Genomic DNA, 22,377 nt, shown 5'->3' on the forward strand with positions numbered 1-22,377 from the left:
ATTTTTCATCTACATACTTTTACCAAAAAAATAAAGCACCTCATTTAAAATAAAAATGAAGTGCTTAACATTCTAAATTATCTAACCTTTACTCTTCTGACGAGCCCCCATCGTTTTCATCAGTTTCTTTATCTTGCAGCCCACTGCAAATTTCCATCTTTGAAACTGAAACCTCATAGGCAGTCTTAGAAATAGTTTCACCTGATTCTAGCTTTTTCTGATATTCCCTGCTTTGAATCCTACCCCATATTTTGATATTATCCCCAATGGCTAAATTCTGAGAATATCTTGCATTTCTACCCCAAGCAATACAAGGTATGTAATCAGACTTGTTATAAGGCCTATTTACCGCAATAAGGATATCAGTAATCTCTCTGCCAAAAGGTGTCATTCTATATATTGGGCTCTTGCATATGTACCCATTTAAAAAAATCTGATTAGGATTTTTAATCTTTCTATCTTCTTCAGCAAAGATAATTTCGCGAGCAAAAACAGTTAAAACAAGTTTGTTTGATTCGCTCTTGTAGCTATTGTATGATCGAAATTGACCCTCTATCTCCAATGACACTCCAACTTGAAGTTTGCTCTTTGGCACAAGGCGTTCCGAAAATGTAACAGATATTTTATCACTGCTGTCGCTCAATCTAGGCACATCTAAATAAAATGAATAAAATCCCTCTCCATATACTTCATGACTATATTCAACATCCGATACTACTTTTCCTGAAATGGTCACCACATTATTTTCTATTATATTCCCGACCATTTTCCCTCCACTCCTCTCTTTTGCTGTTGTGTCTCTCTTTTTATTTATCTAATGTAATATGTATTCTCGTACAACACAATTTAGAATATTTCTAACTTAAATATTTTAAATAATTTCTTTTTTTCAAGAATGAAGGTAACACAAAATTAATGCCAAAATAATACAATACTATAATATTATATTACATATTCGTTAAAATGAAAATCTTTTATTCTACAAAAATAATATATAATTTTTGTATTTTTTTAATAAAAATTAACGCTTAATAATGATATGCAAATGCACTCTGATATTTAACGCTATTTTTTGACTTTTTCATTTACTATCTAGCATTTTATGATATAATAATGTATATAATTGTTATTTATGTTATAAATAATTTATTTTACCATCACTTAGTTCCAGCAAACTGAATCTTTAAAACACATTTTTAATTAAGTTTAATCAACTTTCCACTAATAAGGTTTCCAACCTATATTTCAACTGCAATGGTTGAGATAATTAACTTTTTATTAATAAATGCAGTTACCTACTATACTTACCAAGGTTCAGCCATACTTTTCAGTTGGAAATGCTAAGTAAAAACCATAGCAAAGGAGGGTTGAGTCCGTGCTGGTAAAATAGCTGGTTATGGCTCATGATACAGAGCATGGACAAAATTATGAGAAAACTTGTTTTAGGTTTATGTATTATTTTTTCATGTTCTATGTTCTTTAGTGGAATAGCATTTCAATATGACGCTACAATAGCGCCTGGCCCAACTCAAGCACTGAATGAATTGGAGTCTGAAGTAAAAGCCTTAACAACATCAGCATTTAAAAATCCCAAATCCTCAGCTAATCAAAAACAAACTATTTTAAAGCAAATCAAAGATGTATACAGCCTTATTCAAAAAGGCAACTTTAAAAGTGCAGTTAATAAGCTTGACAAAGATATCAAAAGTAAAATCAATACATGGATTGTCTCTTCAAATCAGTCAGTGCTTATTAAAAGCATTAATACAGGAGTTATTTCAATTGAAAATGCTTCAAAAACAACCGTAAATACATCCTTCGGAAAAGTTTCTGGTGTTGATGGCGGTCACGGCAGCTGGAAATGGGCAGGTATTCCATATGCAAAGCCTCCTGTTGGTGAACTAAGATGGAAAGCGCCTGTTGACCCAGAACCATGGACGGGGATAAGATTTTCAACAACAGACTTTTCACGATGTACTCAACCAGTAACAAACCTGCAATGGGTTCCTCAAAATAAACTGCAAGGTTCAGAGGACTGCCTGTATCTAAATATATTCCGTCCAAAGACAGCATCAAAAAATCTGCCTGTCTTTTTCTGGATCCATGGTGGAGGTAATGTTATGGGAGGTGCTGATGAATATGATCTCTCATATTTTGCCAACAAAGCTAACATGGTAGTTGTAGTTATACAGTATAGACTTGGGCCTTTTGGATGGTTTTATAATCCAGCACTAAATCCAAATGGAACATCTGAAGAAAAATCAGGTAACTATGCAAATCTCGATATGATAAAAGCACTTAAATGGGTACAAAAAAACATTGTAAACTTTGGAGGAAATCCTAATAATGTTACTATTGCCGGAGAATCAGCTGGCGGCTTTCAGGTACTTAACCTAATGATTTCACCTCTTGCTAAGGGACTTTTCCATAAGGCTATAAGCCAAAGTGCTGCTGGTTCAAATGCTCCTATACAAGCAGCAGCCTCCGTTTCAGCTTCAGCCATTGAAAGGCTTCTTGTAATGGATGGAACCTGTGAAGATTTAACTGAAGCAGCCTCATATAGTAAAACTATGACTAATGCACAAATAGAGAATTATCTTATGAGCAAATCAGCAGAAGATATTGCTAAATCGGTAATGAATGAAGCAGGCGGAATTACAAGTATAAGTTCTATTGCTGATGGCTATGTTCTCCCAGACACTATGAGTGAAGCATTAAAGTCTGGCAATTACAATAAGATCCCAGTTATAATTGGATGTAACGGTAATGAGATGAAGCCCTTCTTCCCATTATACTTTGGAACAATACCAACATCAACTGGCTACAGCTGGGCTAATATTTACAATGTTCTCGGTTTGGAACAACCCTCTATAACATTAAATGAATTATTACCAGAAAACAGTCCTGATAGACAGCTATTTGATACTGTGACTAATTATTCATCTGATTATTGGAAAGCAGCTTTAAACGGATATACAAGAATTATAAAAGAACATCAGGATGATGTTTATAGCTATTGGTTTAAATGGGGCGGCGAAGGCTCTGCGCCATCACCTTTTGACTATCTGTTTGGTTCGGGACACAGCTTTGAAATGGACTTTTTCTTTGGATTCAATGATAAATCCTTAGGAAATATAGCTTTCGTAGATGAAAATAAACATGGCAGAGAAGCATTACATAATGCAATGGCAGCTTACTTAAAAGCATTTGCAGAATCAGGCAATCCAAACCTTAACAACAGTAATCTTCCAACATGGGAAAAATGGTCAAATGCTGCAGATGCACCTAAGAGCATTGTTTTTGATGCCGATTATAATAATTCTAAGATTAATATGAGTAATATTGAATATTCTCGAGCAGAAATAGAAGAAGCAGTAAATAATCTTCCTTCACCAGTAAAGGAAATGACCTATGCTTTAATGTGGTATTATTATATATGGTAATAATTTAAAGCAGAATGAGGCTGTCTTGGAGTTCAGAAGTACATTGATTCTAAGTATAAACTACTTAGTGAAAATGCATTGTGTCTGAAACTTTCGGGACAGCCTCTTTTGAGTGATTTGCGAGTCAAGTATAAAACCACCTTCGACCATTACCACAAACTATACTATGATTCCCTCTGGAAGATTGTGATACCCATTATATCCATCCGCATGAAGATATCCGCGGAAACCTTTGAGGAATTCTGCAGGATGCTTGGCTCGTCTATCTGGTTGGTATTCATATAACACAATAGGATGCTGTTCTTCACCACTTGTCCTATACATCCACATATAACTCTTATAAATGCCGCTTCATTAAAGTCTACAGGTACAATAACTGTAAAGCCGTTAATTTCTACTTGTATTTCAGTATCTGTTGCTAAGGATGTCACTTCTGCCCATTTAGTTTCAACCTTTGTTTTTCTATTCCGACGAGAATTTTGCTCAGAAAGAAGACCAGCTTTCTTTAACCTACTAATCTTATCTGACATTGTAGAAAGATTAATATTATTCTCTGCACACCACGCTTTCAGTGTTTGACCACTCATGCGTTGCTGTTCATATAATTTAATCCATTCCTCATTAGTTCGTTTAACTGAGCCCATATACTCATACCCCCTTGGGCTCAGTTTATCATCCCAATACTATCATGTGTAGGTGTCAATTGGTTTGACGCTTACTACAATTTCATCTTTACCCGTCCCCTGAGTTGGCAATACAGGTCCTATAAAACCATTAGTGCTGCCGTTTCCAGTATTCCCACTATTTTTATTAGGTCTTATACTCGGATTGCTAGTAACTCTATTTGATGGCTTTTTATAAGGAAGTGTAGTAGTTGATATATTTGGAGCAGAAGCACTATTACCTGGTCTTACTGTCTGAGTAGTAAGTATTCCGTTACTGATAGTTGTATTAACGGATAATCCCTTGCTACTATCAGAAAACAAACTGTCAAAAACTTCATTATCAATTACTATTTTGTTTTCAGTACTAATATATGTACCATTTTCCCCAACCTTAATGGTCTTTTTTACACCATTTACAATTAATGTAACACTACCCTGTGGATTTTCTTTATTCTTTCCATTCCATATAATATCCTCTTCATTAGCACCTGCAGCAAGTGCTAAATCTTTCAGATTTGCATCTACATGCCCACTCGGATCCCAATACATCACCGGAGTATTCTATTTTTAACGAGGTAACCCTCGATATTTACGCAATTAACCCTACAAACCTATAGTAAATGTCAATTCTTTGCACCCGTTCGCCACGAACCTTCTCTGCGTCAAAAACTACCACCTTGTCAATCAGTTCATTGAGTATCGGCTTGGTTAATTCCTGTATATCAGTGTATTCTCGCACCAGTGCAAGGAATTTGGTTGCGTTTTCCTGCTTTTCTGCTACTTGGCTGAGGGTATCATCCAAAGCCTTTAGCCGCTCTTTTATCTGCTTTTGCTCGGTGGTAAAGTCCTTCGATAAAGCCATAAACTGTTCATCGGAGATTTTGCCCAAGGCATTGTCCTCATACAACTTACGCAAAATGGCTTGCAGTTCAGTTTCCCTGTGTTTCAGCTTTTCTTTTTCTTTAGCTGCCGCCGATATTTGCTTTTTGAGCTTTGCTTTGCTAATGTCTGACACCATCTCCACAAAGGCGGCTTCGTTTTCTCTTGCAATAGCCGCATTTTTCCGTATGTCCTCCAAAATGATGGTATAGATGTCAAGGTAACTGATGTAATGAAAGCTGCAATATTCCTTACCCTTGCGCCGGGATTGGTTACAAGCAAAGCTGCCGCGTCCTCCTTTACCGCCGCTGTATTTGCTATTGCCGCCCCTTGCAAAAGATAGGCTTTGTCCGCAGGTGGAGCATCTGAGCAGCCCGGCAAATATCTGATGTTCTCCTTCTTTGGTAGGACGCTTTTTTACCCGGATGATTTTTTGCGCCAGTTCAAAGGTTTCTTCATCGATTAGCGGCTCATGAGTGTTTTTGACCTCAATCCATTCATTTTCCGGCACAGCTACGACTTCTTTCGTTTTAAAGGACTTTTTGGTGTATTTATGGCTTACCATGTGCCCAAGATATACCTTGTTTTGTATGATGATTTTAATGGTCGTGGCTCCCCAATCATATGGATATTGAGGATTAAACACGTTTGCATACCGCTGGTATTCCTGTGCCACATACGCCCTTGGTGTAAGGATTTTATCCGCTCGTAGCGCCATGCTGATTTTGTAAGGGCTGTACCCCTCTACTGCCATCTGGAATATCCTTTTGACCACATGCGCCACATTTTCATCCGGCACCAGCTTGTGCTTGTCCTGCTCGTCCTTTTTGTAGCCGTAGGGAGCGAAGGCTCCGGTATAGTCCCCGTTGAGTGCCCGCTGGCGGTAGCCGTTTTTTACTTTTCGGCTGGTGTCCCGCACAAACCACTCATTGAACAGGTTGCGCAGTTCCATGAAGTCATCTTCGCCCTTGGCAGTGTCAATGTTTTCGCTTACTGCAATGAAACGGACATCGTGCTGCGGGAAAAACACCTGGATGCAAAGGCTGGTTTCTATCTGGTTGCGCCCTAACCGGCTTAAATCCTTCACCAGTACAATATCTATTTTCCCGTCCTCAATGTCGCTTTTCATCCGTTGGAAGTCTGGCCTGTCAAAGTTGGTACCGCTCCATCCGTCATCAATGTACCAGTCTACCACTTCAAAGCCGTTTTCTTTAGCGTAACGGGTGAGCATACTGCGCTGGTTTTCAATACTCATGCTGTCGCCGCTTTGCTCATCGTCCCGGCTGAGCCTGCAATAGATTGCCGTTCTTGTTTGCTGCTGTTTTTTCATAACCCTTCCTTTCCCAGCAACAAATCGGTTGGATTCATTATATAATTTTTTCCTATACATATCAACCAATTTGCGCTGCATTTACGGCTTTAGGCGGGATACGGCAACACCGTATCCCGCCTAAAAAATCAGTTTTCTTTACTTTGGCTTTCCAGTTTTCTTGTAATCAGCCGCTTGAATTTGTCAATAATATTCTCTTTGCCGTTATAGCGGCTGTTTACGATATACAGGGTTTTTCCGATTTTCATTTCACTGCGTTTGGTATCGGGTATAATCTCACCAAATTTAAGTTCTCCGCCTTTGCTGGTGAGAATCATGCACATCCGGTTCCATAAGGCTTGAAAATTATAACGGTTTATCATCATTCTCATTCCATCAACCTCCCTTTACAGGCTTAACTCATAGTCATGGTTATGGTGTTGTTTCTTTTTCTGCTTTTTGTGGTCGCTTTTGGGTACGTATTTCTTTTTCTTTTCCCGTTCTTCCTCGGGGTTGTAAGGATTTACAATGTCGTCAACAGCTTTAGCAAGAGCCACAATATCGTCGAAGTCAATGCCCCGACGCCTGCCCATTTGGCCTTGATTTTGAGAGGCGACATGTCCCGGTGCCGGAGCTTTTCTTCCCAATGCTCCAGTGTATTCGTCAGCTTCCATCCAATCGTATCCGTCATCTTGTCCATATTCGTAGTCACTGTATTTGTCATCCGCTGGTGTTCCTCCCGAATGGTTTTCGACAGGAAATCCGTCTGCCTGTCGTAAACGCCCTGATAATATTTCTTCATCATCATGTTCACGTCGTCCACAGTAGGCAGGGCGGATACATGCATTGTCAACTCCTGCAATCGCTGGATGGCTGCGGTCTGACTCTCCAGCATCATGTTCCATTGGTCGGTGGGTATGGCGCTGACCAGCGGCAGGTAAGGCAGCGTGACTGTCTGTTCCGTATTTGCTGCCGATAGGCTTTCCGGCCTGTTGCGCTGTTTCAATTCCTCTAAGTTTGGCACTGAAATATCCCTCCATTTCGGCCTTTAAATACTTGGTTTCGTGGAGCTTGTTGTCCCTGCACCGTTGTCCCTCCGGGGTAGTGTAGGTGATATATTTGTGATGCGGTATCCATTTCACCTGATAGCCCATTTGCTTCATGCAGGCGATAAATTCTTCCCGTGTGCGGCTCTGTGCCATGGCCTGGTCAATGGCATTCATCAGCTTGAATTTATAGCTGCCGCCCCTTACCGCCGCCCGGTACTCACCTGCACTCATTGGCTTTTGCTGTGGCTTTTGGTAGGGCGGCAGGACTTCCAGCCCATGAGCAACACAGATTTCATCCGACAGGGTACGAAGCTGCTCCAGATTCTTTTCGTTAAACTGCAATTTCAGCCCTGTTTCACAGCTTACCGAATTGACTATGAGGTGATTATGCCAGTGATCGCGGTCGATATGGGTAGCGATTTGTACCTCGTAGCCCTTAAAATATCTGGCAAGCTCCACGCCCATTTGATGGATTTCCTGCGGCGTGACATTGATTCCCGGCTTGAAGGACTGGAGATACTGGTAAAAGTATACGCCTTTTTCCTTCCCGTATCGCCGCTTGGTTGCCATAAATTCCTTGAAGGCAGTATCCCCGCAGCAGTTCTGCCCGGACACCAGCTTGCACTTATGACCGTTTTCATCCTCATGCATGGTCTTTTTGTCCTGCGCCACATAGTCCATCACCTTGCGCATGGCGGTCTTGCTCTGTGTCCGTTCCCGGACTGCATAGATAATCGCCATGGTGTCAACCTCTATCCATCCGGTCATACAGGTAATCAAACACTGCGCCGAAAGAGGATTTGACTTCGGATAGGTCAAGGCAGGTAATCCTGCCCATATTACAGAGAGTGGTCAACTGGTTGAGGTTTTTGCCGATGGCTTTCAGTTCCGTAACCACCTTGTCCAGCCCGTCAACCACCACGATATTTTTGTCCAGAGCCGATGCGGTAAGGAAGCCCGTCATACTCATGCCCGCCTGTCCCGCTTTATGCTGGATGCGATCATAATCCGGCTGGCTCATCCGCATGGCAAACATTTTTTCCTTCCTCATACGCTCATCCTTTCTTTTGCTCCCCTTTAGGGGCTGGGGGGCTTTTGGGGGTTCGGGGGTATCCCCCGACCAGTTGTTTGTATGGACGGCGGCGGAAGCCAGCCGTCTATACAAACAATATGCTGGCCTACCCTGAAAGGGTAGTTACGCGCACCCCCGACGACCGCAAAAGCTCCCCTTTGTCCACGACAGCCGGAGCGGGGATTGGCCCGCCCGTCAGGGCAGGGCCATGGCTCCAGCGCCGCTACTTAGCCGCTGATGCTCCCGTTCTCTCCAGCCCGCCTATGTGGATGCCCCCTTCAGAGATAAAATTAAAGCTCCATTCCCAAATCATTATAAACTGTCAAGGAAAAATGTATAAAAAGTATTAAATAATTATGTACAACTATTCTCCTTGCTTCATATGATCCTTTAATCTGTATGACTTTCCAGATATAGATATTACATGTGCATGGTGCAATACCCTGTCAAGTATTGCATTGGCTACAACTGCGTCATAGAATACACCATCCCATTCGTTGAAATTCATGTTTGTTGTAAGAATGGTACTTTTTCTCTCATATCTCATATCTATAAGCTGAAAAAACATATTAGAATCTTCTTTATCAATGGGTAAGTAGCCAAGTTCATCAATGATAAGTAGTCTGTAATGGCAGAAGTGTCTGAGTCTTACATCAAGTCTGTTTTCCAGTTTTGCTTTCTTTAGTTGCTGCAATAAATCATGACATTTGATAAAATATGTGCTAGTACGTTTCTTTGCTGCAGCTATTCCTATTGATGTTGCCAGATGAGTCTTTCCAACACCACTTGGACCAAGAAATACTATATTCTCATTTCTTTCAAGAAAACCAAGCGTGCAAAGTTCTTGTATTTCTTGCTGATTTACTGACGGCTGAAAATTGAAATCATAATCTTTCAATTCCTTTACAAAAGGAAATGCTGCTGCTTTAATCATAGATCTAGATGCTTTGGCCTCCTTAAAATCAACTTCGTAATTACTAAGTCTCAGTAGTCCTTCTGTAAACGAAAGATTGTTGGATGTCACAAAATTAGATATTTCATCAAGATGAATTACCATTTGCCCAAGACCAAGAATTTCCATGTTCCGGCATAGCTGGTTGTATGTACTGTTATTCATAACTATATACTTCTCCTATAACCTGTAAGTTTTCTTTTGCCCGCTCATTTATATTTTCTTCCTTAAATGCATGCGATTTTCTTGCTATAGCAGTATAGTGTTCTGTAAAATAATTTAGTTTCTTTTTACTAAGGGTATGGATAGTTATTAATTCCATGTTATAATAAACATGTATGTAACCATCATACACTTGTAAAGTAAGAGTTTTTCCAATGTATTCTGGTGGTACAGAATACTGGCATTCATTATGGTTGAACATGCTGGATGAATTTACTTTTACTTTATGTGGAGTTATTTGATAAGGCTTTCTTATGGTATCGGCTGGTAAGCTTCCTAAGAAAGCTTTTTCCTTGTTGAAATACATTAATGGAATACGACCTGTACCTTGATTTACCTGCATGTTTACTCTGTTATTTATTCGTGTGACCAACTCATTAAGTTCCTTGTAATCAAGTTTTCCATTGTAGGCTCTTATCTCATCAAGTAGTTTCATTGGTGCTTCTACTTTGGCTTTTGTTCTTGGTCTTCCTGCAATACAAGGGTGCACCTTAAAACCATAATCATCCGCAAACTGCTTAAATTTTATATTTATTTTCCCTTCTGTATACTCTGTTCTTGGCTCATCCATAACTGTTTTCATATTATCGGTGACAATCACACTTGGAACACCTCCAAACGTGTTAAACGCATCATCAAGGAATGAAAATAATATGTCCTGTGTTTTTGATAGAGATACCCTGTATACTCTAAAACGTGAGTATGACAGCAATAATACAAATATGTTTACTTCTATTATTTCACCTGTTGAAAGAGTAAATCGTATAGACTCTTTCCAGTCTAGTTGTGCTTGTTGACCCATTCCTGTTTCATAACGTATGGTTACGTTATTTGCGTTTGAAGGTCTGCTTTTTTTGAAATATGAGTCTAGTTCAGGATATTTTCTTAGATAGTAGCAGAAATTCACATAAGACCCTTCATAAGAATGATTGTCTACTAGGTATTGCCATAAAACTCTTCTGTAATAAAATATCTGCTGGCTGTTATCAGATAGAAGCTCTGCGATAATGTCATAGTAAGCAGTGATACAATTCACGCATTCTCTGGATTTGGCCTTATGAAAGCCATTAATGTATTTATCAACTGTACGCCTATCGACATCAAGTTCCCTTGCGATCTGGCTTTTATTAACCTTCAATGTTGTGTCCTCCATAAATGGTTTTAACTTATAAAGATCCTTGACAGTTTGAATATTTAAATCTGTTATGATACTACTTTTGATAATCATTAGGGTACCTCCTTTTGTACCCTGTAATCATACCATTTGTACATTTTTATTTAATATTATTTGTACATTATTAATTATAACTTTATAACCTGACCGTAAATCTATTGCAGTAGATTTGCGGTCTTTCCTTTCCGCACATATCCCGGTTGCCTTTCACCTGTGCCTTAACCCTGCACCGCAGAAGCCGCCACGTATTTCCCGCCGTTTGGCGGGCAAGCTGCCGTTGCCAGCCGCTTTACCCGGTCTTGCAGATATCAGCTTTTGACTGGCACGCTCGCCCTTACAGGGTCTTGGCGTAGCTATTAGCAAGACGTTTGTATCTCTCACCGGAATATGCTATTCAGTTGTCAAAAACCTCCTTTCCCAATTTGTATATAGACTATTATAATAATTATATTCCATAGTCTATATTGGTATTGTATTCCATGCTTGTTTTCTTGTCAATACTTATGTATAATAGATTTAAAAGTAGTCGATATTCTATATTGAGGTGGTAAAGATGGCGTACAGCTTTAAAGTCTATATATCCGATGGAAAAGAATATTTTGAATATGGAGACGGACAGAAGACAATAAAAAAGAGCTTCGCATTTTCGCAAAGCCTGATGGATATTCTATACCTTGACATTTGGTCTCATAGTGAGTTATTTAATCGGATGGGGGAAAACCTTTATAGCCTGTATCCCGATAAAGACCCGAAACTGGTGGAGGAAATTAAGGATGATTTAAACACGCTTTCAAAAGTACATGTCTATTTTGAATTCCTGCGCCTGGAATGGCTGGACAAGCTGGAACAAGCCGAAAAACAAGGCTTTAAAGATGTTCTGGATTTGCTTCCCCGCAAGAAGCTAACCCACCTGCCCATGAACCTTTCCACCATGCAGCGGGAGCTTATGGCTTTATGGAACCATGTGCTGGATATCCTCTCTCCCGATGAGCCGATTCAAAAGAAAATGGTGGATTACTATAGTCCCAAAAAGTATAGAAAACCGGTCAATCCGGGGGTGTTTGAATTTCAGCCCCTGCGCATAAGCTTTGAAGCGGTTGATTCAATGACCTTTACCGAAGTCCTGTACCCGAAAAGCATTTACGATATCATTGATTTTTTTGTGCGCGAATGTATTAAACGGGAGGTACGATTCCGTGTCTGCAAGCACTGTAATCAATTCTTTGCCCTGACCGGACACATCAATACGGAATACTGCGACAGGCCCTTTGACAGCGCCGGACACACCTGTAAGGAAATGGGGGCGCTTCGCTTATGGGAGAAGAAGAAAGCCGACACACCGGCTTTAAAAGCATACAGTAAAGCCTACAAGAAACGGTTTGCATGGATTAAGTACGGAAAAATACCGAAAGAAGCTTTTTACGAATGGGCAGAAAAAGCAAGAGAGAAACGGGAGTTGTGTTTAAAAGGCGGCATGACGCTGGAGGAATTTCGGGCATGGCTAGATGATTAAGATTTGTGCCATTATCAGATGATTTGCTGAGTTTTTTGGGAAATAATAATTGATGCTATAGATTAGGGACTTATTCCTTCTTTGATTTCAGACGCTATTTCATCGCTCTTTCTCGAACCATGCAAAATTTTTCTGGGAAATATGTAACGTTTTACATATTTTAACTGTCTATATATGTATAAGGGATTAGGTGAAAAGTTTACATGAAAGGTTGGAATGTTATGAGTAAAAGTCTTGATATGCATATTGGCGAAGTAGTAAAAGAGAGGATAGATAACCTTCTTATTATTTGAATGAATTATTTTATTTATTTTATATATGCTATAAATAGCAAATTATACCTATAGTAAATAAATGGGACTTTTGGACGATTTTCACTAACATGCAGAAATTATATAATAATGTAAATAGATGGAAATGCTAATTGACTAACCGATAAAATAGAGGTTAAAGCCGTATATTGATTTTTAGAGAGATATGCTTTAGCCTCTTATTATCTTAAAATACAATTTATAACTTTTTTAGTCATTTTTACATATAAGTAATGAAAATGTAATTGGATTTTAACTGATATGCGTTATACTGTTAACATACAAATGATTCCATTATAATAAGTAGCGAACACTCAACGTTATGAATTAATTGGAGTAATATGGAACTACTTGAATACCTTCACAGTCTTATAGTATAGGGGGACAAGCTTTATCCTCTGTATAAATATAAGAAATCGAGTACCGAAATAGGTGAGCATATGCTACACATAAGGTCGCCGGACATATCGAAAAGGCTCTCGCATATCCCCATATCTTGACCGTTGCAAAGTCCCTTGATTGAAAGGATATTTTAAAGAGCCTTATATTAAGAAAATACACCTGAAATGGAAGCGTAGTCAATAGAAAAATCGAAAAAAAAGAAGGAGTGAAAAAGCATGATAAAAAATAAAATATTAAAAAAGATTCTAATGACTTTGTTGTTGTGTGCAATGATTGGAGTCACTGTGATACAACCGAGCTTTTCGTCAGCTCTAGGAACAGGGCCAGCTAATATTGTCGACCTGCTTAAAACAAATGACTATAAGGCAGAGACAGTACAAGTGTTTGATGGCGGGAAATTATGCAAAGTGCTTGCGGGTGATAACGCTGTTTACAACGTTATTTTCTACAATGATGGAAGCACTGAACTATACGACCCGGTAAAACATGAGAAAATCTTCCAAAAGGATAAAATTTCTCCTGCTTTAAAAAGCAAGATAGAAAAGGCAAAAGATGATGAAAAAATACCGGTATCAATATGGATTAAGGATATTGATTACAATAAAGTCAACAGCTTTGTAAAAGACAAGATAAATATTGATGCCGCCGACATTGAAAAGGACAATTTAAAATTGGACAAAATGCAAGAATACATAGAAACAAAGCGTTCAAAAGCAAAAGATGAATATAACAATAATAACAGTAGATTCGTTAAAAGGGCTCTCGCATCTGATACTATCTTATTTACAAGCAAGTATGCACCTTTAGTTATTGCCGAATTAAACAAAAAAGAAATTGAAATGTTAAGAAATAGCGATGATGTATTTGACATGGATTTCTTTGTAAATGAATGCAATAGTACAGATGAAACTGCATTCAGCATACCGAATATTAATGCAAATTATACAAGGGATACATTGGGGCTTAAAGGAAGCGGTGTTAAAATAGGCCAGATAGAATCAGGTTATCCAAACAAAACGAATGCACAACTATCAGACCGCAGTATAACATTTGATGTTCCAGATAATCAGGCTAATATAACTGACCATGCAACAGAGGTTTCAAGCATTATTGTTGGTAAAACCAATGGATTAGTTCCAAATGCAGCATTATATGTGGCTTCCAACTACACAAGCACAACCAATTTCTATGAAAAAATAGAATGGTTAATAACACAAGGTGTAAACGTGATTAATATGAGTAATACAACCGGAGGAACAGCAGGTGCCTATACATCAATAGCAAAATGGATTGACCATTTAGCTATACAACACAGTGTCCACTTTGTTAAATCTGCTGGTAACTCTGGCCCATCTGGCGGTATTACCGAACCCGGCATGGCCTATAATATAATGACCGTTGGTTCAATTAATGATCACGATTCCCCTAATGAACCTAATTGGTCAGATGATACCTTTTCAACATATTCATCTTATGTTGAAGATTCATCAGCGGCTTACAAGCCAGATGTAACAGCACCAGGTGAAGGAATAACAGCTGGAGGATTAACCGGTAGTGGCACAAGTTTTTCAACCCCACATGTGACAGGTGTCATTGCCCAATTGATAAATGCATACTCCACACTTGCAACAAAACAAACAGCAATGAAGGCAATTCTAGCAGGAGGTACTAAGCACAAAACAGCAGATGATTACGGTAATAATTCCTTAAGTCCGAATTATTCAAATAAGGAAGGTGCCGGAGTTGTAGACGCAAAAAGCTCATATTATATCGCTGCAAACACTAGATACCTGAGTTTACAGCTCTACAACAGTTCTTTCCCATATGAAAAGACATTTACCGTAACCTCATCAGATACACTCATAAGAGTATCATTAGCATGGCTTAAAAGAAATTCCGTATCCTCACCACATTCTACAGGAACTATCACAGAAAAGCCTTTATCAGATTTGGATTTAGAAGTATATGATCCTAATGGAAATCTAGTTGGTAGATCGATCTCCGGAGTAAATAATGTTGAACTCGTTCAATTTGTACCCCAAATGACAGGCACTTACAAGATAAAAGTTATAGGTTATAGTTTAAAAAATGACTATGAATTCATAGGGCTTGCGTGGTTTTAATAAATGATTTGAATTCACTTGAAACTACTTTATATAACGGGCGATAAATCTATCGCCCGTTATAAGTTTGAAGGGAACAAATCAGCATTTATTTACGTCTAATATATATAAAAACTATGGAGGCTAAGATGTATGAAGAAATTAATAATAATCTTTATTTTTGCTTTTACATTGACAGGATGCTCGTACATGGCGAATACTTCTTCGAGACTAAAAGATCAAAACGATATAAATTTACCAAATGAGCAAAATAACTCGTTACAAGTTTCATTTCAAGATAATAATAAAAATACTTCTACAGAGCAAGGTGATAAAAATATGAATCTTAATGAAATTCTTCAAAGAACATATGCTACTGAAATGTGTTTTAAGGGTGAAAGCCAAAACTGGACAGCAAATTTTATAGTAGAAAAAAAGGTCATGTCTATTGAAAATAAAGACACCAATATTAAAATTAGTGTGTTTCCTAAAAAAAATAAAGATAATGACACTACTCCCATTGGAAAAGTACAATACCTGATTGAAACAAGCAATGGAAAAATAAGCGGTGAAAAAGATTTATTGGAAAATATGTCTATTAATATTGATAAGAATACCGATTGTCCCTTAAAAAATGAAAAAATTAAAATTAACATTATATGGCAGGGTAAAAAGGAAATTATTGAATTATCAAATATAATACCTGATAATGTGATTTCTCCAGAGCAAGCATTTAGAAATGCGCTTAACCTTTTTTATAAAACTTTCAAACACTCTCCACCTATTAACTATAGTTTTTTTATAGCGTATGATATGCAAGGAAGAAATTATTGGCAAGTATCATTTGACGATAATGATGGAATAGGTGGGAAAAGTTATATTTATGTCGACGCAATAACCGGAAAAGTTGGCGATAATATAGTAAATGACGAATAAAAGAGATTATGCAAAATAATGTGTAATTGGCGAGATTGCTAATCGATCTCTATAGAAGAATGTATTTCTTATAATTGAAATCCCGCCGGACTGACACCAAAACGAGATTCAGTCAGGCGGGATTCTTTGTTATCTTCCGTACATCATGATTTCCCTCGCAATGGCGGCAGCATAAGCTTTGTCGCCGTTAAAATGCTCTGTAAGCTGATTTTTTATAGTATTCTGCTGGAGGTGATAGTTTTCGGCATATTGGTCTAAAAAGCTCTGCAACTTATCTGTGATAAGGAGTTCCGCATATGTGGAGGGTTCGTTGTCTTTAAGCCATGTCAGCTTTGAGCGGCCAATAATGTCCGTTTGTAAACTGTCCTCAATTGCTGGACATAGAATGCACATTTTCATACCATCTGTGGTAAGTACGGCAAGAGTGTCGTTTTCACTATTATATGTGCAAGCTTTAATCTTCATTACGTACAAGCTCCCCCTTTCCGGTCATCACTTCAATCATAATCCATGAGGCAAGCTTAAAACCATACATAAAGGATGCTTCGGCATGCATGGAGTCCACTTGGGAGCGTAAGTCCAATAATTTTTCAAGCTCATGAAAGTCGTGTTCAGATAGCTTATTTTTCCACATGTCCATTGTGCCGGATATTTTTTTGTTTAATGGGCGATATTCCGGGTCTCTTGAAATGATTAATTCATCTGGATAAATCGTACCGCCATAGAGTTCTTCTAAAATGCTTTTCACATGCTTCATCCTTTCCTTTTTCAAATTGCAACTCCTTGAAAGGAAGGCCCACACATGATACAATATTTATGCAGTCTGCCTTTTTAGGTGGTTGCGGATGGGAAGTGGCGTAAACTTGCAAGGAGAAGCGCCGCTTCCTATCATTTTTTGAGGTCGTCATGTATCTTATGGATACCTTTTCGGATGACTTCTGAACGTGAAGTATTTAACTCTTTTGCGCTGTCATCCAGTTTATCAAGTGTAGTCTTATCTACACGAACACGAAGCATTGTATCCATAGGCTTGTCTGTTTTCGGCCCCGGTTTCCTTTTAGCTACCAATACATCACCTCCAATTTGTAGCCACAAGATAATTATAGATTTGTAGCTACAAATTGTCAAGTTCGTCTTAATACAATTTGGAAATATTAAAAACAAAAAAGCCACTATCCATGTCTTTTGAAATGTGGCCTTTCTATACCGATTTGTTGCTGTTCACCATGTTTTTGTTATTACCTCGTAAAAAACATAACACTGGCTCATTATGACAATAAGTATAAAGATTTAATGACAACGGGTCATTCCTATCGCCTAAATACGTATCCTCCTGCAAAAATCTTGCTATTTTAGGGTCATACATTCTGGCGTTCAGATAGTAAAGCCCTGTTTCGCCGTCGTACTGGTAGCCTGCATAGGTAATGTTGTTGTTTACGTTTCCTGTTTGCTCTATTATGTTTCCGAAGGCATCGTAATAGTAGGTTGCTGTTACTATGCCCTCTTGGTTTAACAGTGCTGTTACATCTGCATGACCATTGTACATATAATTCATTGTATCATTGCCTACAGTTCTTGTCAGCAGGTTTAATCCATAGATATTTCTAGCTGTCTGATTGTTCTCTCCGTCTGTTTCTAGTATTACCTTGTCAGCTTCATAAAGGTAATTGGTGGTCTGACCGTTGATATCCTTTGATACTCTGTAACCTTCACCGTTATATGTATAGGATATTTTCTTATCCTTTACAGCTGTCTTTATCAGCTGATTCCAAACATCAAACTCATATAGTGTTACTTCATCATAGCATAAGTCATCGTCTGTAGGACTTTCTCCTGCCTTAAATACAGTAGCCTTGGTTTCAAGGGTTGATTCTATTGGCTTGGCTGTCTCTGTTGTTTTGCTTATCGTATTGCCGTTATTGTCATAGAAATATTTTTCTGTCACTGTTTGGCTTCCGCTTTGATATACCGTTGACATAAGCCTGTTCTGCTCGTTGTAAGTGTACTTTGTGGTTACTGAGCTTGTACCTAACTTTATTGTTTCAGTAAGCCTATTCCCTGCTCCGTCATAGGTATAGCTTGTTTCCTTGCCGTTTGGCTCTGTTGTTTTTACTAGCCTGTTTAAACTATCGTAGCTATAATTGGTTACTCCCTTCGAATCTGTTTTTGAGGTCTGGTTATTTGCACCGTCATAGGTGTAGCTGTAGCTATCTATTATTAAGCCATTTGCTTTTTTGTTTACAAGAGTTTTGTTCAAACCATTTTTGTAGTAGGTGTATTCTTCCTTTGCTCCATCATTGTAGGTTACACTCTTTCTGCTACCATTGCCATAGTATTCATAAACTGTAGTTTTTCCATATGCTATTACCTGATAGAGCCTTCCTGCTTTGTCATATACCTTCTTTGTCTGGTTGTTCTTAAAGTCTGTTGTAGTTTCAGAATACAACCCATTGCCCTCTGCATTGTCATATGTATAGGTGGTTGTGCCAAACTTTGGTACTGTTTTTGTCAGGACTCTATTTTGTTCATCATAGGTTCTTACAGTTGTTCCTGTGCTGTCTGTAATGGTTAGCTGGTTTCCGTTGTTATCATAGGTATAAGAAATTATGCTGCTTCCTATTGCTTTTGATATAAGTCTGCCATGAATATCATATGTATACTCTGTCAGATTTCCATTTTTGTCTGTCATGGTGGCTATGCTGCCATCTGCATTGTAGGTGTATTCCTCTGTTTTTGCAGCTATGTATTTGTATTCTCCATCTATGCTTATTCTTCCGCCGTGGTCTATTTTCTTAATCAGATTATTGGCTACATTGTACTCGTAGTATGTAGTCTTTTCGTTTCCGTTGGTCTGAGTAAGCATATTTCCGTTTAAGTCATAAGTATAGCTGGTTATCTCTGATTTTGCATTTATTACTGCTGTAAGTCTGCCTAATTCATCATATTTATATGTTGTAGCTGTACCATTGCCATCTGTTGCTGTTCATATAATTTAACCCATTCCTCATTAGTTCGTTTAACTGAGCCCAATATACTCATACCCCCTTGGGCTCAGTTTATCATCCCAATACTATCATGTTTAGGTGTCGATTGGTTTGATGGCTACTCTATTGTCCATCACTACCTCCTAGTAAATTGCCTAGCGTGAACCAATAAGTGCCGAAGACACGCTATCTTGCACTTGTAAAATTCTATAATCGCAAATCAATTTACACTAAACTTAATAGTCTAACTAATATGCGATGTATAAGTAGTATTTCCCTTGTTCATCGCTTGCAATAAATGCCCATACATCATGGGAATAAGTTAGATTTTCAATAGTATCCTCACTTTCAATAACATATGTTCTATACGTCATTTTTACATCATTCTTTTTTAAATCCCACCAAGAACATGTATTCTCAAAATGCCACATATCATAGGGTTCAGTGATTTCATATTTAAAATATTTATTCAACTCATTCTTTATTAAATTTATGTCTTTTTCTTCAATATAGATCTTAGCTTCAAAACTTCCTGATTCCTCATCATATGTAAAATTAACAATATTAGAAGCATTAGGTATGTCAATTCCTATCTTGCTTTTAATTATTTCGACTTTTTTATTATTTGAAATAAAAGAGTCTCCATTTGCAATAACTTGACTTAGTATTAACAAAACAATTGCAATTAAAAGTAAAATAGTAATTCCAATAAGTATAATTTTAAAATAATTATTTTTTGATTCCATATAAATCTCCTTAAAAATTAAAAATCCAATGTTTACTTTATTTCATTTTCCATTTAACTTCGTCTACATTTTCTAATATATCATATAAGGATAGAATCTTTCCCATACTATTTGATACACGTAGCTTATCATTAACATACTTGTATGCAATCCATCCCTCGTTATCTCTACTTTCTTTAATTAACTGTCTTTTATAAGGTATATCACTCTTTGATAAATAAACTCTATATTTCGTTCCTAGTGGATTTGTTTTCCAAGACAAGTGATTAGTACCATCGCTTGCAATAACACAACCTCCATTTATTTTTTTTGCAAATGCTGAAGCAACATTATTATCTTTATAATCAAGATGTCCTGCATTACAACCTAGCAGAAATAGTTTATCAACATTTTTATTATCAAAAGCTGAAATATCAAAGCATGACACATTATTATTTTCTAAAGATAAATAATTATGTTTATTTTATTATTATCATATATGTAGTAGGTTGTGTTTCCACATTCATCTATTTCCTTTATCAGGTTATTCTTGCTGTCATATTCCTTTATTATGGTACTTTTGTCTGGATATATTATTTTTGTAACATTACCTTGGTCATCTATTTCGTACTCAGTTTTGCTGCCGTTTCTGTCAGTTGTTGATTTTATATCGCCATATTTATTAAATTTATCATATTTAACATACTCCGTATATGTAGATTTCCCATCAGGATCCTGAACACGTATTGTATAGAAGCCATCATCGTACCAATAGGTTGTTACTCTACCCTTTGCATCTGTTATTGTTGTTTTCTTATTTTTTGTATCATATGCATAATTTACCACATTACCATATGAATCTATTGCCTGAGATACCTTATGTATGTTTTCATCTTGAACTTGATGGTAATAGCTAATCTTTTCTATTAACTTTTGATTATGATCCCGTATTCTCATCAGAGGTTGCCTCTAAATTCTTTGGAGTTGGCAGTTCTTTTAAGCGTATCTCGATTGGTCTCGTCCCCTTGGACCGGAAGAAATTTTTTCAGTCCATATATCTGTAGTTGGATCATATTCGTATAAACTACTCGACCTATAATTGCTAGCAGTTACACCCCCAAAAACGTACATTTTACCATTTATTGCTACTGCCGAATGACCAGACAGTGCCTCTGGAGCACTTGCCTTTTGTGTCCAAGGGCTTGTTTCCGCCTTTGCAATCTCTCCCCCAAACTGCACAACCTTCCCGTTTTCTACAGGAAAATTGAATATTACTCCTGATGCTGTTATTGCTATTGCTAATAATAAAGCCAAAATTTTTCTGCATTTTTTGTGTGATTTCATAGTATCCTCCCAAATAATATAAATTCATGCTTATTTCAGCACCAAGTAATATACCATATTATGCAAATATCGTAAATGCTGCTTTTGCATAAATGTTCTTAAATTTCATTCTATTTGATTATTATGTAAAAAATGTTAAATAACTTAGTAAACTTAAGCAAAATTGCAAGTCAAATATTTATTTAACTAAAATAACGCCAACCAATAAAGATTGACGTCATTTTATAAATATAGTTTTAATTATAAGTCTTAACATTTACAATTTCCTAATAAGAAAATTAATTAAATAAATATTTAAATGATGAACTTGAAACAATAAAATACACTGCTTAAATTTTCTACTTCCTTTGCTGCCTGCCCTGATTGTCAATATAATAATTATCCAGCATTATCATTTCTGAAACAGGTGCAAATACAAGACCTTCTCTCTTAAGCTCTGATATAATCTGGGGAAGCAGCTCTACAGTATACTGAGTGTCATTGTGAAATAAAATAATTGAACCGGGCTTTGTTTTCTTTAGTATCCTATCCAGAATCGCTTGTTTGCTCATTTCTCTCTTCCAATCTAGGCTGTCAATATTCCACTGAATAGGATAGCAGCCAAGTTCATTGCATGTGTCAATAACAGTGTTGTTATAGTCTCCATAAGGTGGCCTAAATAATTTCACTTTAACTCCAGATATCTCCTCTAGTTTTTTATTGCACAGTTCAATCTCACTTTTACACTTTTCTTTGCTAATAGTGCTCATTTTCAAATGAGAATATCCATGATTTGCAATATCGTGCCCTTCATTTGCAATTAACTTCACTGAATCAGGGAATTTTTCTGCCCATTGCCCCACCATAAAAAAAGTAGCCTTAACATTTTCCTTTTCCAGAATATCAAGAATAGTTGGGATATCCGATGCTCCCCATGCACAGTCAAAAGTTATTGCAACCTTATCTGTTTCAACACTGTAAATTGGCAAATGCCTTTCAGGATTAAAAACTCCTACTGCTTTTGCAGTATACCCTACAGCAAAAATTGCACAAATAACTACAAATGCTGCTATGATCCTACTTGGTACCAATTTTTTATTAACAATACTTATTAAAACTATTTTTTTCATTCTCTAACGCCCCTAAATATAAAATTGAGCTATTAGTCCTTTAATTTGTAAGCAAATGCATAGAATCATGATTCGCCTAAATCACAAAACTTTAGCCCTATAATATGTTTATTTTATTAAAATATAATTATGATTGATATGATAGAGTATTTTCTATAAAGGTTTTTATATTAAAGATGTTTTCAT

The 22,377-nt window shown here is 37.3% G+C and carries 21 protein-coding genes and 2 pseudogenes; 4 read left to right on the top strand and 19 right to left on the bottom strand.

What is annotated here, in order from left to right:
* Positions 1–88: 88 nt before the first annotated feature.
* Positions 89–766, bottom strand: a complete 678-nt coding sequence (locus EHE19_RS11785) for a single-stranded DNA-binding protein (RefSeq protein ID WP_137698664.1) — start codon at positions 764–766, stop codon at positions 89–91.
* Positions 767–1,427: 661 nt separating this feature from the next.
* Between EHE19_RS11785 and EHE19_RS11790 the strand changes: the two genes are divergently transcribed.
* Complete coding sequence (locus tag EHE19_RS11790) at positions 1,428–3,443, top strand: carboxylesterase/lipase family protein (RefSeq protein ID WP_171003627.1); 2,016 nt, start codon at positions 1,428–1,430, stop codon at positions 3,441–3,443.
* A 180-nt stretch (positions 3,444–3,623) separates the two neighbouring features.
* Here the strand turns inward: EHE19_RS11790 and EHE19_RS19770 are convergent.
* From EHE19_RS19770 to istA, 9 genes and pseudogenes are all read right to left on the bottom strand, one after another.
* Positions 3,624–3,782, bottom strand: a pseudogene (locus EHE19_RS19770) (IS66 family transposase); the annotation flags it as partial.
* A 47-nt stretch (positions 3,783–3,829) separates the two neighbouring features.
* Positions 3,830–4,087 (bottom strand): annotated as a pseudogene (gene tnpA, locus EHE19_RS20150) (IS66 family insertion sequence element accessory protein TnpA); the annotation flags it as partial.
* A gap of 42 nt (positions 4,088–4,129) precedes the next feature.
* Complete coding sequence (locus EHE19_RS11800) at positions 4,130–4,657, bottom strand: hypothetical protein (RefSeq protein ID WP_190530289.1); 528 nt, start codon at positions 4,655–4,657, stop codon at positions 4,130–4,132.
* Positions 4,658–4,697: 40 nt separating this feature from the next.
* Positions 4,698–6,317: a recombinase family protein gene (locus EHE19_RS11805; protein WP_137699291.1), complete on the bottom strand. Its 1,620-nt coding sequence runs from the start codon at positions 6,315–6,317 to the stop codon at positions 4,698–4,700.
* Between the two features lie 128 nt (positions 6,318–6,445).
* Positions 6,446–6,688 carry a hypothetical protein gene (locus EHE19_RS11810; protein ID WP_137699290.1) on the bottom strand — a complete coding sequence of 81 codons (243 nt, stop codon included), beginning with the start codon at positions 6,686–6,688 and terminating at the stop codon, positions 6,446–6,448.
* Positions 6,689–6,703: 15 nt separating this feature from the next.
* Positions 6,704–8,086 carry a relaxase/mobilization nuclease domain-containing protein gene (locus EHE19_RS11815; RefSeq protein WP_137699289.1) on the bottom strand — a complete coding sequence of 461 codons (1,383 nt, stop codon included), beginning with the start codon at positions 8,084–8,086 and terminating at the stop codon, positions 6,704–6,706.
* A gap of 4 nt (positions 8,087–8,090) precedes the next feature.
* Positions 8,091–8,396, bottom strand: coding sequence for a plasmid mobilization protein (locus EHE19_RS11820; RefSeq protein WP_137699288.1), 306 nt, complete (start codon positions 8,394–8,396; stop codon positions 8,091–8,093).
* A gap of 385 nt (positions 8,397–8,781) precedes the next feature.
* Entirely contained in the window at positions 8,782–9,534 is a 753-nt protein-coding gene (gene istB, locus EHE19_RS11825) for an IS21-like element helper ATPase IstB (RefSeq protein WP_190530271.1), read from the bottom strand.
* A complete protein-coding gene (gene istA, locus EHE19_RS11830; RefSeq protein ID WP_190530291.1) occupies positions 9,527–10,819 on the bottom strand; it encodes an IS21 family transposase in 1,293 nt (430 codons plus the stop codon). Before istA ends, istB begins: the two co-directional genes overlap by 8 nt.
* A 499-nt stretch (positions 10,820–11,318) precedes the next feature.
* On the opposite strand from istA, the gene EHE19_RS11835 reads away from it, so the two are divergent.
* The 3 genes from EHE19_RS11835 to EHE19_RS11845 all read left to right on the top strand — a co-directional run bounded on the left by EHE19_RS11835 (position 11,319) and on the right by EHE19_RS11845 (position 16,029).
* A complete protein-coding gene (locus tag EHE19_RS11835; RefSeq protein ID WP_137698535.1) occupies positions 11,319–12,278 on the top strand; it encodes a DUF6076 domain-containing protein in 960 nt (319 codons plus the stop codon).
* 928 nt (positions 12,279–13,206) lie between these two features.
* A complete protein-coding gene (locus tag EHE19_RS11840) occupies positions 13,207–15,114 on the top strand; it encodes a S8 family peptidase (RefSeq protein WP_137698536.1) in 1,908 nt (635 codons plus the stop codon).
* A gap of 132 nt (positions 15,115–15,246) precedes the next feature.
* Positions 15,247–16,029 (top strand): membrane lipoprotein lipid attachment site-containing protein, encoded by a 783-nt coding sequence (locus EHE19_RS11845; RefSeq protein ID WP_137698537.1) that lies wholly within the window; start codon positions 15,247–15,249, stop codon positions 16,027–16,029.
* Positions 16,030–16,158: 129 nt separating this feature from the next.
* On the opposite strand, the gene EHE19_RS11850 is transcribed toward EHE19_RS11845, so the two are convergent.
* The 9 genes from EHE19_RS11850 to EHE19_RS11890 all read right to left on the bottom strand — a co-directional run bounded on the left by EHE19_RS11850 (position 16,159) and on the right by EHE19_RS11890 (position 22,191).
* Positions 16,159–16,494, bottom strand: a complete 336-nt coding sequence (locus EHE19_RS11850) for a DUF6061 family protein (RefSeq protein WP_244648395.1) — start codon at positions 16,492–16,494, stop codon at positions 16,159–16,161.
* On the bottom strand, positions 16,484–16,801 hold the full coding sequence (locus EHE19_RS11855) for a DUF6809 family protein (RefSeq protein ID WP_244648218.1): 318 nt from the start codon (positions 16,799–16,801) through the stop codon (positions 16,484–16,486). Before EHE19_RS11855 ends, EHE19_RS11850 begins: the two co-directional genes overlap by 11 nt.
* Before the next feature lie 116 nt (positions 16,802–16,917).
* Positions 16,918–17,097, bottom strand: a complete 180-nt coding sequence (locus EHE19_RS11860) for a ribbon-helix-helix domain-containing protein (RefSeq protein ID WP_244648220.1) — start codon at positions 17,095–17,097, stop codon at positions 16,918–16,920.
* 133 nt (positions 17,098–17,230) lie between these two features.
* Positions 17,231–18,943 carry an RHS repeat-associated core domain-containing protein gene (locus EHE19_RS11865; RefSeq protein WP_483314005.1) on the bottom strand — a complete coding sequence of 571 codons (1,713 nt, stop codon included), beginning with the start codon at positions 18,941–18,943 and terminating at the stop codon, positions 17,231–17,233.
* Between the two features lie 318 nt (positions 18,944–19,261).
* The gene (locus EHE19_RS11870) at positions 19,262–19,759 is read right to left on the bottom strand and encodes a hypothetical protein (protein WP_137698539.1); all 498 of its coding nucleotides are present in this window, start codon (positions 19,757–19,759) and stop codon (positions 19,262–19,264) included.
* Positions 19,760–19,796: 37 nt separating this feature from the next.
* The gene (locus tag EHE19_RS11875; protein WP_137698540.1) at positions 19,797–20,186 is read right to left on the bottom strand and encodes a hypothetical protein; all 390 of its coding nucleotides are present in this window, start codon (positions 20,184–20,186) and stop codon (positions 19,797–19,799) included.
* Positions 20,187–20,197: 11 nt separating this feature from the next.
* A complete protein-coding gene (locus tag EHE19_RS11880) occupies positions 20,198–20,695 on the bottom strand; it encodes an RHS repeat protein (protein WP_137698541.1) in 498 nt (165 codons plus the stop codon).
* Between the two features lie 39 nt (positions 20,696–20,734).
* On the bottom strand, positions 20,735–21,082 hold the full coding sequence (locus EHE19_RS11885) for a Kelch repeat-containing protein (RefSeq protein WP_137698542.1): 348 nt from the start codon (positions 21,080–21,082) through the stop codon (positions 20,735–20,737).
* 338 nt (positions 21,083–21,420) lie between these two features.
* Positions 21,421–22,191, bottom strand: coding sequence for a polysaccharide deacetylase family protein (locus tag EHE19_RS11890; RefSeq protein WP_137698543.1), 771 nt, complete (start codon positions 22,189–22,191; stop codon positions 21,421–21,423).
* Between the last annotated feature and the right edge of the window lie 186 nt (positions 22,192–22,377).

This window comes from Ruminiclostridium herbifermentans, assembly GCF_005473905.2.
Classification (GTDB): Bacteria; Bacillota; Clostridia; order Acetivibrionales; family DSM-1351; genus Ruminiclostridium; species Ruminiclostridium herbifermentans.

Excerpts from the sequence above, each read along its gene's own strand:
- EHE19_RS11785 (WP_137698664.1), bottom strand. The coding sequence starts at position 766 with ATGGTCGGGAATATAATAGAAAATAATGTGGTGACCATTTCAGGAAAA.
- EHE19_RS11790 (WP_171003627.1), top strand. The coding sequence starts at position 1,428 with ATGAGAAAACTTGTTTTAGGTTTATGTATTATTTTTTCATGTTCTATG.
- EHE19_RS11800 (WP_190530289.1), bottom strand. The coding sequence starts at position 4,657 with ATGTATTGGGATCCGAGTGGGCATGTAGATGCAAATCTGAAAGATTTA.
- EHE19_RS11805 (WP_137699291.1), bottom strand. The coding sequence starts at position 6,317 with ATGAAAAAACAGCAGCAAACAAGAACGGCAATCTATTGCAGGCTCAGC.
- EHE19_RS11810 (WP_137699290.1), bottom strand. The coding sequence starts at position 6,688 with ATGAGAATGATGATAAACCGTTATAATTTTCAAGCCTTATGGAACCGG.
- EHE19_RS11815 (WP_137699289.1), bottom strand. The coding sequence starts at position 8,086 with ATGGCGATTATCTATGCAGTCCGGGAACGGACACAGAGCAAGACCGCC.
- EHE19_RS11820 (WP_137699288.1), bottom strand. The coding sequence starts at position 8,396 with ATGAGGAAGGAAAAAATGTTTGCCATGCGGATGAGCCAGCCGGATTAT.
- istB (WP_190530271.1), bottom strand. The coding sequence starts at position 9,534 with ATGAATAACAGTACATACAACCAGCTATGCCGGAACATGGAAATTCTT.
- istA (WP_190530291.1), bottom strand. The coding sequence starts at position 10,819 with ATGATTATCAAAAGTAGTATCATAACAGATTTAAATATTCAAACTGTC.
- EHE19_RS11835 (WP_137698535.1), top strand. The coding sequence starts at position 11,319 with ATGGCGTACAGCTTTAAAGTCTATATATCCGATGGAAAAGAATATTTT.
- EHE19_RS11840 (WP_137698536.1), top strand. The coding sequence starts at position 13,207 with ATGATAAAAAATAAAATATTAAAAAAGATTCTAATGACTTTGTTGTTG.
- EHE19_RS11845 (WP_137698537.1), top strand. The coding sequence starts at position 15,247 with ATGAAGAAATTAATAATAATCTTTATTTTTGCTTTTACATTGACAGGA.
- EHE19_RS11850 (WP_244648395.1), bottom strand. The coding sequence starts at position 16,494 with ATGAAGATTAAAGCTTGCACATATAATAGTGAAAACGACACTCTTGCC.
- EHE19_RS11870 (WP_137698539.1), bottom strand. The coding sequence starts at position 19,759 with ATGGAATCAAAAAATAATTATTTTAAAATTATACTTATTGGAATTACT.
- EHE19_RS11880 (WP_137698541.1), bottom strand. The coding sequence starts at position 20,695 with ATGAGAATACGGGATCATAATCAAAAGTTAATAGAAAAGATTAGCTAT.
- EHE19_RS11885 (WP_137698542.1), bottom strand. The coding sequence starts at position 21,082 with ATGAAATCACACAAAAAATGCAGAAAAATTTTGGCTTTATTATTAGCA.
- EHE19_RS11890 (WP_137698543.1), bottom strand. The coding sequence starts at position 22,191 with ATGAAAAAAATAGTTTTAATAAGTATTGTTAATAAAAAATTGGTACCA.